Origin of the sequence: Nocardia sp. NPDC050175, assembly GCF_044459885.1 — a bacterium.
Classification (GTDB): Bacteria; Actinomycetota; Actinomycetes; order Mycobacteriales; family Mycobacteriaceae; genus Nocardia.
This window is the reverse complement of sequence record NZ_JBITJI010000008.1, coordinates 54909-69422: the sequence shown is the minus strand read 5'-3', so window position 1 is coordinate 69422 and position 14514 is coordinate 54909. Positions and strand designations below refer to the sequence as shown.

The window sequence follows — 14514 nt, the reverse complement described above, 5'->3', positions numbered from 1 at the left end:
CCTGCCCCACGCACTTCGCGTCGGGCAGGGTCTTTTGCTGTCGGCGGGATCAGACGACCGCGTAAGGGTAGGCGGCGGCGCGGTTCTGGAAGGAGAGGATGCGGAGGTTCTGCACTCGCCCGTCGCGGATTTCGATGGCGCGGCGGACGGTTTCGCTGCCGTCCCAGGCGTCGGGGCCCGCCATCACGATGGGCAGGTATTCGAGCAGGGCCTCGGAGTTTTCCCAGGTGGCGGAGTTCCACAGGAAGGACGGGCTGTGGTCGACGCCGTAGTAGTGCAGGTCCTCACCGATGGTGAACATCGGGTCGGTGAACGAAGTGGGGCGGGCCCATTCGAAACCCATGCCCTCGTCACAGGAGACATCGACGAACAGGGTGCCGCGAGCGAACAGCGGTAGATCCTCGTTCAGCACGAACATCAGCGGTTCTTCGGTGTCCTGCAGGATGCAGTTGACCACCACGTCGTACTGGGCGAGCACCTCGGCCAGCGGGCCGGGTTCGGGCGCCTTCAGTGCGAGGGTCCGGCTGGGGTTCGCGGGATCGCGCTCGAAGTGCTGCATCCGCACCGACGCGAACGGCGAGGCGACGGCGGAGACGCTGCGCTGGGTCAGCACCGTGACGTCGCTGATGCCCATCGCGTTGAGCGCGCGCACCGCACCGCGGGCGGTGGCGCCGAAGCTGATCACGGCGGCCCGCATCCGGCGCCCGTAGTCGCCGCTGGATCCGCGCAGCTGCAGCGCGTGCAGCACCGAGCAGTAGCCGGCCAGCTCGTTGTTCTTGTGGAAGACGTGGACGCTGAAGTTGCCTTCCTTCGTCCAGTGATTCATCGCCTCCCAGGCGATCAGGGTGAGCCCGCGGTCGACGGCCAGCTGGGTCATCCGCTGGTCCTGCACGCAGTGCGGCCACCCCCAGACGATCTGTCCGGCACGCAGGTGCTCCAGGTCCTCGGGCAGCGGCTTGGGCAACAGCAGCACGTCGCATTCGGCGAACAGTTCCTCGCGGCTGCGTTGTCCGGCGACCAGCGGGGCGAGGTGCTCATCGGTGTAACCGAATCGGTCGCCGTAGCCGTGTTCGAGGAAAACTCGCTCGCGAAGCCCCGGATCGATCCGGTCCAGGTGCGCCGGATGGATCGCCAACCGGTGCTCGTCCTCTTTGCGGGAGGTCGCGACTACACCGATCGTCAGTTGCTTCACCTACTGAGCCTACGCGCATCGAGCTGCCATGACCTGCCACATTTGGGCCGGTCAGCGCCACGATCACCTAGTGCGTTGCGCACATCGATGCCGAAAGTGACTCGACCACATAGCCGAATCCGCACGCTGCGCCGCAGCGCCGGAGCCGCTCAATAATCGGGTGCCTGTGATCGGCCGCCGAATTACGCTCGGTCCCATGCGTTTTCTCGTCCCCTACCACCTCGACGAGTACCTACCCGAGCTGGATGCGCCGGTGACCCCGGACGAAGTGATCACCCCCGAACTACCGGACGTCGACGACCCGTGGGCCCGCATGGCGGTGTTGTACGACACCGTCGCGGAGCAGGTGGCGGCGTCCATCCGCCGCGCCGAACACCCGGCGGTGGTCGCGTCCGGGGACTGCACCACCTCGCTCGGCGTCGTCGCCGGACTGCAGCGAGCCGGATTCGACCCGGCGATCGTCTGGTTCGACGCGCACGGCGACGTCCAGACGCTGGAGACCTCCACCTCCGGCTACCTCGGCGGCATGCCGCTGCGGATGCTCACCGGATACGGCAGGCACCTGATCGCCGATCGAATCGGCCTGCGCGACATCCCCGAGGAACGCGCCATCCTGGTCGACGGCCGCGATCTCGATCCGCCGGAAGCGGAGTTCTTGCGCACGGCGCGGATCCGGCACCGCAGGGTGGACGACCTCGGCGAGCTCCCGGACGGCCCGCTCTACCTGCATCTCGACTGCGATGTGGTCGATCCGGGCGACCTGCCGGGACTGCTCTTCCCCGCGCCGGGCGGCCCGAGCCTGGAAACGGTCGCCGGCGCCATCCGCGGCATCGTGGACACCGGCCGAGTTGCCGCATTCGGGCTGGCCTGTACGTGGCACAACGATCGAGGCGCCGCCGCCCACCTGCGCCCACTTGTCGATTCCGTCTGAGGCCGAAAAGCGCTGATGCCCCGAGTAGTAGGGGCAAGTGGCCTGGTCCATGCCCTGAGAAGTGGATCTGTCGGATGATCGGATCTGCGGTCTAAGCTCCCGTTTGATCGAAAGCGAGTGGAGCATGCCAGTTACGACGTCCCCCATTGTTCTGTGCCGACGGGCGGTCGCGCGATGACGCGGCGCGGCTGGCTGCTATTCCTCGCGATGGGCGTGATCTGGGGCGTGCCCTACGCGATGATCCGAATCGCGGTGGAGGACTTCGATCCGGTGGTTGTCGCGTTCGCCAGAACGTTGATCGGCGCGCTGGTGCTGTTGCCGATCGCGTTGTATACCAAGGCATTAGGGCCGGTGTTCCGCCGCTGGCGGCCGCTGCTGTTGTACACGGTGGTCGAGATCGTCGGGCCGTGGTTGTTCATCGGATTCGCGGAGACCACGCTGAACAGCTCGACCGTCGGGCTGTTGATCGCGGCCGTCCCGCTGATCGCGGTGGTCATCGTGACCAAGCTCGGCCAGGACCGCTTCGACCGGCGCCGGGTCACCGGGCTGATGGTCGGGTTCGCCGGCGTCGCCGCGTTGGTCGGCCTGGATATCGACCTGTCCAATCCCGCGGCCCTTGGCGCGATCGCGTTGACCACCATCGGGTACGCGGTCGGGCCGATCGTGATCAACCGGGCGCTGGCCGACCTGCCGCCGCTCGGCGTGGTGACCGCGTCGCTGATCATCGCCGCCGTGGTCTACGCGCCGTTCGCGGCCTGGCGCAGACCGGCCAGCTATCCCGCCGACGCCACGCTTTCCGTGGTCGGCCTCGCGCTGATCTGCACGGCCGCCGCGTTCCTGCTGTTCTTCGCGCTCATCTCCGAGGTCGGTCCGGCCCGCGCGACGGTGATCACCTACATCAATCCCGCGGTGGCCATCGTGCTCGGCGTCGCGGCGCTCGGCGAACCACTCACCGCGGGCATGGCGATCGGCTTCCCGCTGGTGATCCTCGGTTCGATCCTCGGCACCGCCCGCAGCCGCGAGGTACCTGAGGAGGCGTTGTGCACCACCCCCGCGGCACCCGAGGCGGCCACCATTACCCGCGAGGTAATCGACCGCGTCGACGGCCGCGGCCAGAATAATGCGCAGGCCGCCTCGACGGGAGGCGAGCCGGAGATCGAAGGGATCGACCTTGTCGTCGACGACGTCCACCACCCACAGCGTGGTGGCTGAATTGTTGCGCCGCATCGGTTCCGGCGAGGCCGATGCGATCGCTGAGCTATACGCCGACGAAGTGGACTGGAAGCTGGATTGGCCGGAGGCCGAGCACGGCCGGGCCGCGACACCGTGGATTCGGCACCGGTCGACGGGCGCCGAATCGGCCGCCCACTTCCGCGCGATCGCCGAACACCATGTGCCGGAAGAGGTGGCGACCGAGATCGAGCGCGTCCTCGTCGACGGCGCTGATGCGGTGGTGCTCGGCGAGATCCGGCAGACCGCGCGCAGCACCGGGCGCGCCTATCGCGCCCGGTTCGCACTGCACCTGACCGTCGAGGCGGGCCTGGTCACCAGGCATCACGTCTATGAGGACAGCCTGGCCGTCGCGCAGGCCTTCGAGGCCGACGCCTGAACCCGTCCGGCGATGTGGATGATGTTGGGGTGGTTGGAAATACGAACGCCCCCGCCGACGTGGACATCACCCGCAACGCCTACAACGACATCGCGGATGTCTATGCGGAATTCGTCAAGGGTCATCTCGCCAAGCAGGCGCACGATCGCGCGATGCTGGCCGTGTTCGCGGAACTGTTGCAGGCCAACGGTTCCGGCGCGGTCGCCGACATCGGTTGTGGCGAAGGACGACTCACCGCACACCTGCACACCCTCGGCCTACCGGCCTTCGGCATCGATCTGTCACCCGCCATGATCGCCCTTGCCCGGCAGCAGTATCCGGAGTTGTCCTTCGCCGAGGGTTCGATGGAGCAGTTGGCGCTCGGCGATGCCAGCGTGCGCGGGCTGGTCGCCTGGTATTCGTTCATCCATCTGCCGCCCGAACGCATGCCGGAGGTGTTGGCCGAGTTCTATCGGGTACTCGAGGTGGAAGGGCACGCGCTGCTTGCCTTCTTCGCGACCGACACACCCGACACGGTAGAAGCGTTCGACCACAGGGTGGCTCGCGCCTACCGCTGGTCACCGGAGCGACTTGCCGCACTGTTGCGGGACGCCGGATTCACGGTGCACACCCGAATGGTTCGGGAGCCGGATCCGGGCGAACGATTCCAGCAGGCCTACTTACTGGTATCAAAGCTTCGCTAAAGACAGCGCAGGGACCGTCCGGACCAGGTAACTTGGTTGTGTCGCGCAGGATTCATGGCTGCGCGCGGGCCCGCCCGACAACGTGGTCGATTCGATTACAAACCACCACCTGTCGTCAGGGGGCGACCACACCATGGATCTCATCGCACCGATTGATGCTGTCTTCCTGCTCGCCGAATCCCGCGAACACCCGATGCACGTCGGCTCGCTTCAATTGTTCGAAGCGCCCGACGACGCCGGACCCGACTTCGCCGGGCAGACCTTCGAAAAGTTGTTGGCCTGCAAGGACATCGACTCGACCTTCCGTAAGCGCCCGGCCACCCTGTTCGGCGCCCCGCAAATGGCGTGGACCAGGGAAGACGACGTCGAGCTCGAATACCACGTGCGCCGCCTCGCGCTGCCGCGTCCCGGCCGGATGGACCAACTGGTCGAGCTCGCCTCCCGGCTGCACAGCAACCTGCTCGACCGGCACCGCCCGCTGTGGGAGGTCTACCTCATCGAGGGCCTCGCCGACGGCCGCTTCGCCGTCTACTCGAAGATGCACCACGCCCTGATCGACGGCGTCTCCGCGCAACGCGTGATGCAGCGAACGCTGACCAGCGAACCGACCGCGGGCGAGGCCAAGGTGCCGTGGAATCTGCCGAGGACGCCGCGCAAACCCGCGCCCGAGTCCGGCTCCGGACTGCGCGGCGCGGCCCGAAACCTGTTGTCGGCGGCCGCATCCGGGCCGACGCTGCTGCGCACCGCCCGCTCCGTGCTGCTCCAGCAGCAGCTGACCATGCCGTTCGAGGCGCCGCGCACCATGTTCAACGTGCCCATCGGCGGAGCCCGGCGCACCGTGGTCCGCTCCTGGCCATTGGAGCGGATCAAGCAGGTCAAGAAGGCGACCGGCTCGACCATCAACGACGTGGTGCTCACCATGTCGGCCGGTGCGCTGCGCTCCTACCTCGAAGAGCGAGATGCCTTGCCGGACAAGCCATTGATCGCCATGGTGCCGATGTCGCTGCGCGCGGCCGACGATGTCGAGACCAATGGCGTGAAGGTCGGCGCCGTGCTGTGCAACCTCGGCACCGACATCGCCGATCCGCTGGACCGGCTACGCGTGGTCAGCGAATCGATGCGCAAGAGCAAGGACGTGTACAGCTCGCTGTCGAGCCTCCAGACGATGGCGTTGTCCGCGCTCATGGTCAGCCCGATCGCGCTCAGCCTGCTGCCCGGCCTGGTCCCGCTGACCAATCCGGCGTTCAACATCGTCATCTCGAACGTGCCTGGCCCGCGCGAACCGATGTACTGGAACGGCGCCCGCCTCGACGCCACCTACCCGATGTCGATCCCGTTCGACGGCCAGGCCGTGAACATCACGCTGACCAGTAACGCGGGCAATCTCGACTTCGGCCTGGTCGGCTGCCGACGCAGCGTCCCCGAACTCCCCCGGCTGCTCGACCACCTGGAGAACGCGCTGAGCGAGCTGGAGGAAGCCGCCGTCTGAAAGAGGCCTGCCCTACAAAACTAGAACGTGTTACTGTCGAAGAATGGTGCACGACCAGTCGAGGACGCCGCGGCCGTGTCATGGCGATAGCTACGGCCCGCGGCTGATTCGACGAGTCGGGATCCGAGCATGCTCCGGACGGCACCGCGGACAACTATGTAACTCGTTCTAGGACAAGCTGCGGTGCGTCGTTCGCGGCGGCGCGGCAGCGAGGGAGACCAGCACGCCATGCGTACCGAAATCTGCGAACGGCTCGGGATCGAATTCCCCATCTTCGCGTTCACCCACTGCCGCGACGTGGCGGCCGCGGTCAGCAATGCCGGCGGACTCGGCGTGCTCGGTGCGGTCGGCTTCACGGCCGAGGAGTTAGAGGTCGAGCTGAGCTGGCTCGACGAACATGTGCACGGCGTGTACGGCGTCGACCTGGTGATCCCGAGCAAATACGAGGGCAAGGGCATCGACGGCCTCACCCCCGACGAGCTGGAAGCCAAACTGGCGGAACTGGTTCCGCACGGCCACCGCGATTTCGCGGAGAAGATCCTGGCCGACCACGGCGTGCCCGCGCTGCCCGACGGCGAGCGGCACAACCAGCTGCTCGGCTGGACCGCGACGACCGCGGCCCCGCAGGTCGAGGTGATCCTGCGGCACCCGAAGGCCAAGCTGGTCGCCAATGCTCTGGGCACCCCGCCCGACGACGTGATCAAGCAGGTGCAGGACTCCGGCCGGCTCATCGGCGCGCTGTGCGGCTCGGTGAAGCACGCGCTCAACCACAAGAACGCGGGCCTGGACTTCGTGGTCTGCCAGGGCACCGAGGGCGGCGGACACTGCGGCGAGATCTCCTCGCTGGTGCTGTGGCCGCAGGTGATCGACGCCGTCGGCGACCTGCCGGTGCTGGCGGCGGGCGGCGTCGGCAACGGCCGCCAGGTGGCCGCCGCGATGGCGATGGGCGCGGCGGGCGCGTGGACCGGCTCGCTGTGGCTGACCGTCGAGGAGGCCAATGTGCCACCGGCGCAGATGCAGACCTACATCGATGCGTCCAGCCACGACACCGTGCGCTCGCGCTCGTGGACCGGCAAGCCGTGCCGGATGCTGCGCAACGACTGGACCGATGCCTGGGAGCAGGCCGACACCCCGGACCCGCTGCCCATGCCGCTGCAGATGATGGTGGCCCTGGACGGCGTCAAGCGCGGGCACCGCTATCCCGAGGCCGCCAAGGACGTGAACTTCAACCCGGTCGGCCAGGTGGTCGGCATGATGACCAAGGTCGAGCGTTCCGCCGACGTGGTGAATCGGCTGATCCAGGAGTACGTCGAGGCCTGCGACCGCCTCAACAAGCTCAACGGCAGCCTGTAGCTATTCGGGCCATTCCGGCCAGCCCTTTTCGCGCAGCACCGGGTCGGTGACGCCGCCCCAGCAGGTCAGCTGGTCGGTGTCCCACCCGGCCAGCTCGGCGCCGTTCGCGTAGACGGACTGGAAGAACTCGAGTGCGGCGCCGACCGGGTCGGTGGTCTCGCGGGCGGCGTCGTACGGGTAGTAGGCCGAGTGGCCGGCACCGGAGGCGACCCAGTGGGCGGCCGCCGGGGTCAGCGGGCGCTCGGCCAGTCCGGCGGGTTCGGGCGCGGTGTAGGAGTAGAAGGTCGGCTCGGGCACCTTGTCGTCGCCGAACCAGAATCCGGAACTGATCACCTCGCGGGAGTACGCCTCCCTGGTCACCGAATCCACCGTGTCGGGCAGCTCGATGTGCCGCGGCGAGAACCGCTGCACCGCGATATCGAAGGTGTGCCAGAACAATTGGACCGGGCTGATCTTGCCGGAGTAGGTCGCGCTGAACTCCTCCAGCACCCGCCCGACCTGGCTCTGCACCCGAAAAGCGTGCTGCGCCCTGTCCCGGTCGTAGTCACGGTGTTCGTCGTCGTCCTCGAACGGCCGCCGCACGTCCGGCAGATCGAACGGATGTGGGTGCGCGAGAACAACATCCACGTCGAGGTCGCGCAGGCCGTTCATCACGTCACCGTAGAAGGTGGCCACCGACTGGTCGACGAGGTCGATCTCGACCTGCGTTCCCTGATCCGTCGCGATCCGCAGCACGTGATCGAAGAAGTCGAACGCGCAGGTGAACACCGGGCCGTTGCGCGCGGAGCCGAGCGGGACGGTGGTCCAGCCGCGCGCGGTGAGCCGGTAGGTCATATGCCACCAGTGGTTGCGCCGGACGCCCTTGGCCAGCGCCACCTTGCCCACGATCTGGGCGAAGCGGTGCAGTGTCTCTTTGGTTGGCCGCCAGGACTCCAGCGGAATCGCGGGCAACGGCTCGAATGAGACGGTCATGGAGAAAACGGTACGCCGGTAACCCGGCTAGTTCGTCGAGCCGCTTCTCACGAGTGATCTTCAACTGTCTGAGACAGTGTATGCTCTGCGAATGACCAACTGCTATACAGGCTTCGCCGCATGACAATCTGGATCATCATCGCCGCCGTACTGGTTGTCCTCGGACTGGCCGGAGCGGCGACGCTCGTCGTACTGCGGCACTGGACCAAAGCGGCGCTCGCGGGTGGCGGCAATCCCCTCAAACCCGTCCGCGCCGACAAACTTCGGCACTTCGTCGACAACAAGGCGGCCTTCGTGGTCACCGCCGAGCGCACCTTCGAGGCGGCACCGGATCGGGTATGGGCCGCGCTCGATACCAACGGCCTGTTCTCCTGGCTGCCGTTGATCAACGGCATGCGCTACCGCGACCAGGGCCGCGCCGTCGGCGCCACCCGAGTCTTCGACGGCTTGCTGGTCGCCGGTGCGGAGCAGGTGGTCGCGAGGGAGGACGGCCATCGACTCGCGCTGACCGCGACCACCTCCTCGGTGCCATTCGTCATGAAGTCGATCGTCGAGGAATACGCGCTCAGCCCAACGGATTCCGGCGCGACGACGCTCACCTGGACACTGGCCGCGCAGCCGCGCTTCGGGTGGTTGCTGCCGTATCAGCTCTTCGCGCCGCTGGCCCGTCCGCTCGCCCGGTGGAGCCTGGGCGGGCTCGCCACTCGAATCTAAGCGGCGGCGCCGTCTTCGCCGAACCCCGGCAGCCAGCGGGAAACCAGCTCGACGAACGGACCTTCGGCGTCGAGCTGGGCACACACCCCGACCACTCCGGCGAAGACCCGCCCGAGCATGGCCAGCTCCGGGATCTCGGTGGGTGCCTTCACCGCGCGGGTGTTGGTCAGCGACACGTTCTTCATGTCGAGCGCGCGAGCGGTGTGCCCCTGCAACAGTTCTCGGCTGATGTGCACGCTGTCACCGTTGAGCTGCGCCACGATCGGCGCGACCAGCCGCTCGATCGGACCGAGCTCCAGCGCGTGACCAGGACGCACGAAACCGTTGTCCCGCAGCACGATCACCAACTGGTCGTAGTCCTCCTGCATCGCACAGCGGGCCAGCTCACCGATCACCGCCGGAATCCCTTCCGACAGTGCGATCGACGCGCCGAAGTCGATGACGCCCAGGCGACCGTCCGCGAGCAGCTGGAAGTTCCCCGGATGCGGGTCACAGTGCAGATAGCCGACCCGCACCGGCGAGGACAGCGAGAATTCGACGAGCAGTCGGCCCGCCCGATCCCGCTGCGCCTTGGTGCCGTCGACGATGATCTTCGCCAGCGGAGTGGCCTGCATCCATTCGGAGACAAGCACTTTCGGCGCACTCGCGATCACCTTGGGGATCTGGAAAGACGAGTCGCCCGCGAACACCTTGGCGAAGCGCCGCTGGTGATCCGCCTCGATCCGATAGTCGAGCTCGTCGGCGGTGCGGTCGATGAACTCCGCGATCAATGACTTGGCGTCCGCGCCGGGCAGCATGAGACCGAAAGCGCCGGAGAACATCTGGAGCATCTTCAGGTCCGACATCAGCGCCGTGTCGGCGCCCGGATACTGCACCTTCACCGCGACGGTGCGGCCGTCGCGCCACACCGCCCGGTGCACCTGCCCGATGCTGGCCGCGGCGACCGGCTTGTCGTCGAACTCGGTGAAGCGCTCGCGCCAGCGGGTGCCGAGTTGTTCGGCGAGCATCCGGTGCACGGAGCTGGTCGGCATCGGCGGCGCCTGCGACTGCAGCCGGGTGAGCGCCTCGCGATAGCGGTCCGCGAAGCGCGGCGGGATGCTGGCCTCGGCCACGCTCAGCGCCTGGCCGAGCTTCATCGCGCCGCCCTTGAGCTCGCCGAGCACCGCGAACATCTGATCCGCGGCCTTGTCGATGAGCTCGTCGTCGAGTTCGCCGCGCGGTACGCCGGTCATCATCGCGCGACCGGTCGCGGTGACCCGGCGGGCCATGATGCCCATCGGCAGCCCCGCCAATTTCGCCGACCGCGCCAAACCCTTACGCCTACTGCCTGCCATGGTTACCTCGCTTCGGTGCGTACCACCCACCCTATTCTGTCTGAGACAGCGAGGCAATGGGGCAATACGTCAGCGGAGGCCGAATTCGGGGCGCGAAAAAGCGGCACTTGCCGGGCGTGACCGAGCGATGCGCACCGTCAGGCGGTGGCCGCGTGCTCCTGGTCGGTTTGCTCGTCGGATGCGCCGACCAGCTCGTCGAACCGGATGATCACCTTCTCGTGATACATCCCGAACAGGTCTTCGAACAGTGCGACCTGCGCCTCGGACGGCCCGGAACCGGAGTCCCACACCGCCGCGAGCGCCCGCCAGACCAGCACGTGCAGGTCCGGTGCGCCCGCGAAGAACGCCTCGACCGCCTCCGGCACCTCGAGCACCATCTCGCCGACCGAGTTCAGAATCGCCCGCTGCATGGTGAGCCCGAGCGCGGTGAGCAGCCTGCGCACCAGGCCGACCTCGATGCTCAGAATCTGGCGCAGGTCCGGATCGTCCTGTCGGGCAATGGCTTCGAGCTTGTCGATCTCGGCCTTGAGTTCGGCCTGATCGATCGCCTGATCGCTGCCCGTGTAGGCGAGCAGCGTCTCCATCACGATGCCGCGCTCGACGTCGACGATGTCGCGGAACATCTCTATCGCGATGTCCGGCATCGGAATCGAGAAACGGAACAGCTGCCGGTACACATCGACGCCGCCCGCCTCGCGGACGTCCCGAATGGTGAAACCCTTGCCGCGGCGCGCCTCGACGAACCCGTTTGTCTCCAGCCGCCCCAGCGTCAGCTGCGCGGTCGCCCGGTTCATCTCGAACTCTTCGGCTACCTGGCGCACGGACGGCATGAGGTCCCCCGGCTGATACTCCCCCGCGGCAACCCGGCGTGCCAACTCATCGGCAACGTCGGCGACTACCGTCTGGGATCCCATCGAAGTCACCTTTCGACTACGTTAGATTACGTCCCAGACAGTCTAAGCCCTACTGTGCCAGACTGCACGTGTGCAACACTGGTCCGCGCACAGTGTGAGGTGAGTCATGGCTATCCGGCGCAGCGGCGACAGTTCTGACGAGGGTTCAACGGGCAGGCGCTCGCGCCTGTTCGCGTCGAGGTCCGGCGGCAAACCCCCAGTTCGCGCGACTGTTCGCAATGCCAAACTGGCCGCGCTGCCGCTGGCCTTCGCCGGACGGCAGGCGGCGGGCGTCGGCAAGCGGGCATTCGGCAGATCGTCCGAAGAAGTCAATCGAGACATCCAGCTGCGCACCGCGCAGCACATGTTCGAGGTACTCGGCGAGCTGAAGGGCTGCGCCGCGAAACTCGGTCAGCTGCTTGCCATTTACGAACTCGCGCTGCCGCCGGAGATCGCCGAGCCGTATCGGATCGCGCTGAGCCAGCTGCAGGACGCGGCGCCGATCATGCTGCCCAAAACCGTGCACGCGGCCATCGCGGCCAGCATGGGCGAGGACTGGCGCTGGCATTTCCGCGAGTTCGACGACCGGCGGGCGGCGGCGGCCTCGCTGGGCCAGGTACACCGCGCGGTGTGGCACGACGGCAGGCAGGTCGCGGTCAAGGTGATGTACCCCGGTGGCCGTCAGGCCGTCGAGGGCGATCTCGAGCAGCTGCGCCGGATCTCGCATCTGGCCACCGTTTTCCTGCCCGGCGCCGACGTAAAGGCGGTCACCGAGGCGATCTGCGACTGCGTGCGCGAGGAACTGGACTACGCGGCCGAGGCCGAACATCAGCGCACCTTCGCCGCGGCCTACGCCGACGATCCGGACTTCTATGTGCCGCAGGTGATCGCGCAGCGCGGCGACGTGTTGATCACCGAGTGGGTCGAGGGCACCCCGCTGACTCGCATCGTGGCCTCCGGCGCACAGGCCGAGCGCGATCGTGTCGGCATGCTGATGGTCCGCTTCGTCACCTCGGGCTGGGGACGGCACGGGCTGCTCTACGCCGACCCGCATCCCGGCAACTTCCGGGTGCTGCCGGACGGACGGCTCGGCGTGGTCGATTTCGGCGCCTGCTGCGCTTGGCCGCCAGAGGGTTTCGAGGAACTGGCGCTCGACTACTGCAAGGCCTTCTTCAACGGCGGTGGGCCGGAGAAGCTGGAGCTGGCGACCCGGCGGCACGGCTTCGTCACGACCGGGCGGGCCTTCGACACCGAAGAGCTCTACGCCATCGTCGAACCGTGCAGTGAACCGTTCAAGCACGCGACCTATCGAATGACGACGCCCTGGTTGCGCAAGCAGGTGTTGCGCACCACGAATCCGCGGCTGTCGAATGTGGTGCGCGAGATGACCATGCCCGCCTACTTCACCCCGTTCGCCAGGGCCGCGCTCACCCTGATCGGCGTGCTGAGCCAGCTGGAGACCGAGGGCCCGTACCGCGAGGAGATCCTGCGCTGGATGCCGGGCCTCGCCGAGGCGCTCGGGACCGTCGACGAGCCCGACCCGGATCGTCCGGTGGACTTGGCCGCGGTGCGCAAGCGGCGAAACGACACGGACAACCGGCAGATGTCGGTCGGCTGACCAGACCTGGCCTTACTGTCCCAGACAGTGCTATCGTCGACGCAGCACTACCAACGGAGGTAAACCGTGTCGATAGCACCTGCGCAGGCGGCGCACTCGCGTTCGGTCGAACAACCCGATTTCGAAGTCGTCGTGATCGGCGCGGGCTTCGGCGGCATCGGGATGGGCGTCGAACTCCGCAAGGCGGGAATCCACAACTTTCTGATCGTCGACAAGAACAGCGATATCGGCGGCACCTGGCAGGCCAATACCTATCCCGGTGTGGCGGTGGACATTCCGTCGGTCTACTACAGCTTCTCCTACGAGCCGCCGAAGGTGTGGTCGCGCATGTTCGCGCCGGGCGCCGAGGTGAAGGCCTATGCCGACCAGGTGGTCGACCGGTACGGGCTGCGGTCACGAATCCTGTTGAACACCAAGGTGGTCGGCGGCGAATGGGATGAGCAGCACCATCTCTGGCGCGGCAAGCTCGACACCGGCCAGGTGGTGACCTCGCGGTTCGTCGTCGGCGCCGTCGGCGGCCTGGAGGTGCCGAAGATGCCCGATATCGAGGGCATCGACAACTTCGGCGGCAAGATCGTGCACACCGCGCAGTGGGACCACGACTACGACTACGCGGGTAAGCGGATCGCCGTCATCGGCACGGGTGCCACTGCGCTGCAACTAATTCCGGAGATGGCCGACATCGCGTCGAGTCTCACGGTGTTCCAGCGGCGGCCGATCTGGGTCGCCCCGAAACCGGACTTCCCGATTCCGGCGTTCGCGAAGAACATCATGGTCAATGTGGGTCCGCTGCGCCGGGTACTGCGCGCGGCGGTGACACTCGGCATCGACTTCGGCATCTCCGGTGTCGGGGTGTTCCACAGCCAGATTCCCGGCGTGGTCAAGCTCGCCCAGCGCGGCGGCGGTGCGCTGTATCGGGCGCAGCTGCCGGGCAATCCCGAACTGGCGCAACGGTTGACGCCGGATTACGCGCCGGGCTGCAAGCGGCCGTCGGTGTCGAACCGCTACCTGCGCACGTTCACCAGGGACCACGTCGAGCTGGTCACCGACGCGATCAAGAAGGTCACCAAGACCGGCGTGGTCACCGCGGACGGGGTGCTGCGCAAGGCCGATGTGCTGGTGTGCGCCACCGGATTCCGGGTGATGGACAAGGGCTACACGCCGCCGTATCCGCTGGCCGGCCGGGACGGCCTCGATCTCGGCGAGTTCTGGGACCGCAACCACTACCAGGCGTACCAGGGCGTGACGGTGCCGAAGTTTCCGAATCTGTTCCTGATCACCGGCCCGTACGGGTTCGCAGCCGGCTCCTATCTCGCGATGATCGAGTGCACCACCAGGCACGCGGCCAGGGCGATCAAGGAGGCGCGCAGGCGCGGCGCCACCGCGGTGGAGATCAAGCAGGAGCCGCACGACGCCTACTTCCAGCAGTGTGTGCGTCGCGGGTCGCAGACAATGTGGCTGTCCGACGCGTGTGCCGGTTCCAATACGTACTACGTCAACTATCAGGGCGACCCGGCGGCGATCCGGCCGAGTACACATCTCGAAATGTGGTGGGGGAATAAGCATTTCCCGTTCGACCACTACGCGTTCACCAAGATGGCGGGTGACACTACCGCCACGTACACCGGCGACATCGAGGACGTCCGGCCGGACTCGTTCACCAACGAGGACCTCGCCGAGTTCATGCGCAGCCGCAGACTGAGCGTCCGCACCTAGGCGTCGAGGA

Annotated in this window: 13 protein-coding genes; 9 read left to right on the top strand and 4 right to left on the bottom strand. The window is 67.1% G+C overall.

The features are described 5' to 3' along the window. Positions 1–49: 49 nt before the first annotated feature. On the bottom strand, positions 50–1192 hold the full coding sequence (locus ACIBK2_RS26810) for a N(5)-(carboxyethyl)ornithine synthase (RefSeq protein WP_396970937.1): 1143 nt from the start codon (positions 1190–1192) through the stop codon (positions 50–52). A gap of 196 nt (positions 1193–1388) precedes the next feature. On the opposite strand from ACIBK2_RS26810, the gene ACIBK2_RS26805 reads away from it, so the two are divergent. From ACIBK2_RS26805 to ACIBK2_RS26780, 6 genes are all read left to right on the top strand, one after another. Then, complete coding sequence (locus ACIBK2_RS26805; RefSeq protein ID WP_396970935.1) at positions 1389–2123, top strand: arginase family protein; 735 nt, start codon at positions 1389–1391, stop codon at positions 2121–2123. 153 nt (positions 2124–2276) lie between these two features. Beyond that, positions 2277–3335: a DMT family transporter gene (locus ACIBK2_RS26800; protein ID WP_396970934.1), complete on the top strand. Its 1059-nt coding sequence runs from the start codon at positions 2277–2279 to the stop codon at positions 3333–3335. Then, entirely contained in the window at positions 3328–3732 is a 405-nt protein-coding gene (locus tag ACIBK2_RS26795; protein WP_396970932.1) for a nuclear transport factor 2 family protein, read from the top strand. Before ACIBK2_RS26800 ends, ACIBK2_RS26795 begins: the two co-directional genes overlap by 8 nt. A gap of 29 nt (positions 3733–3761) precedes the next feature. After that, entirely contained in the window at positions 3762–4415 is a 654-nt protein-coding gene (locus ACIBK2_RS26790) for a class I SAM-dependent DNA methyltransferase (RefSeq protein ID WP_396970930.1), read from the top strand. Between the two features lie 133 nt (positions 4416–4548). Then, complete coding sequence (locus ACIBK2_RS26785) at positions 4549–5904, top strand: wax ester/triacylglycerol synthase family O-acyltransferase (RefSeq protein WP_396970928.1); 1356 nt, start codon at positions 4549–4551, stop codon at positions 5902–5904. A gap of 228 nt (positions 5905–6132) precedes the next feature. Beyond that, complete coding sequence (locus ACIBK2_RS26780; RefSeq protein WP_396970926.1) at positions 6133–7257, top strand: NAD(P)H-dependent flavin oxidoreductase; 1125 nt, start codon at positions 6133–6135, stop codon at positions 7255–7257. Here ACIBK2_RS26780 and ACIBK2_RS26775 read toward each other — a convergent pair whose 3' ends face one another. Beyond that, positions 7258–8229, bottom strand: coding sequence for a DUF5996 family protein (locus tag ACIBK2_RS26775; RefSeq protein ID WP_396970924.1), 972 nt, complete (start codon positions 8227–8229; stop codon positions 7258–7260). 120 nt (positions 8230–8349) lie between these two features. On the opposite strand from ACIBK2_RS26775, the gene ACIBK2_RS26770 reads away from it, so the two are divergent. Further along, entirely contained in the window at positions 8350–8943 is a 594-nt protein-coding gene (locus ACIBK2_RS26770) for an SRPBCC family protein (RefSeq protein ID WP_396970922.1), read from the top strand. Here ACIBK2_RS26770 and ACIBK2_RS26765 read toward each other — a convergent pair. Further along, positions 8940–10277: an ABC1 kinase family protein gene (locus ACIBK2_RS26765; protein ID WP_396970920.1), complete on the bottom strand. Its 1338-nt coding sequence runs from the start codon at positions 10275–10277 to the stop codon at positions 8940–8942. The two genes, ACIBK2_RS26770 and ACIBK2_RS26765, sit on opposite strands and share 4 nt — an antisense overlap. 137 nt (positions 10278–10414) lie before the next feature. Beyond that, positions 10415–11191: a GntR family transcriptional regulator gene (locus ACIBK2_RS26760; protein ID WP_396970918.1), complete on the bottom strand. Its 777-nt coding sequence runs from the start codon at positions 11189–11191 to the stop codon at positions 10415–10417. Between the two features lie 106 nt (positions 11192–11297). On the opposite strand from ACIBK2_RS26760, the gene ACIBK2_RS26755 reads away from it, so the two are divergent. Together ACIBK2_RS26755 and ACIBK2_RS26750 are read left to right on the top strand one after the other, a co-directional pair. Then, positions 11298–12788 carry an ABC1 kinase family protein gene (locus ACIBK2_RS26755; protein ID WP_396970916.1) on the top strand — a complete coding sequence of 497 codons (1491 nt, stop codon included), beginning with the start codon at positions 11298–11300 and terminating at the stop codon, positions 12786–12788. Positions 12789–12950: 162 nt separating this feature from the next. Then, positions 12951–14504: a flavin-containing monooxygenase gene (locus ACIBK2_RS26750; RefSeq protein WP_396971494.1), complete on the top strand. Its 1554-nt coding sequence runs from the start codon at positions 12951–12953 to the stop codon at positions 14502–14504. Positions 14505–14514: the final 10 nt, after the last annotated feature.

What these genes read in the sequence shown, in the direction of transcription:
- ACIBK2_RS26805 (WP_396970935.1), top strand. Translation starts at nt 1,389, where the DNA reads ATGCGTTTTCTCGTCCCCTACCACCTCGACGAGTACCTACCCGAGCTG.
- ACIBK2_RS26785 (WP_396970928.1), top strand. Translation starts at nt 4,549, where the DNA reads ATGGATCTCATCGCACCGATTGATGCTGTCTTCCTGCTCGCCGAATCC.
- ACIBK2_RS26780 (WP_396970926.1), top strand. Translation starts at nt 6,133, where the DNA reads ATGCGTACCGAAATCTGCGAACGGCTCGGGATCGAATTCCCCATCTTC.
- ACIBK2_RS26775 (WP_396970924.1), bottom strand. Translation starts at nt 8,229, where the DNA reads ATGACCGTCTCATTCGAGCCGTTGCCCGCGATTCCGCTGGAGTCCTGG.
- ACIBK2_RS26770 (WP_396970922.1), top strand. Translation starts at nt 8,350, where the DNA reads ATGACAATCTGGATCATCATCGCCGCCGTACTGGTTGTCCTCGGACTG.
- ACIBK2_RS26765 (WP_396970920.1), bottom strand. Translation starts at nt 10,277, where the DNA reads ATGGCAGGCAGTAGGCGTAAGGGTTTGGCGCGGTCGGCGAAATTGGCG.
- ACIBK2_RS26760 (WP_396970918.1), bottom strand. Translation starts at nt 11,191, where the DNA reads ATGGGATCCCAGACGGTAGTCGCCGACGTTGCCGATGAGTTGGCACGC.
- ACIBK2_RS26755 (WP_396970916.1), top strand. Translation starts at nt 11,298, where the DNA reads ATGGCTATCCGGCGCAGCGGCGACAGTTCTGACGAGGGTTCAACGGGC.
- ACIBK2_RS26750 (WP_396971494.1), top strand. Translation starts at nt 12,951, where the DNA reads ATGGGCGTCGAACTCCGCAAGGCGGGAATCCACAACTTTCTGATCGTC.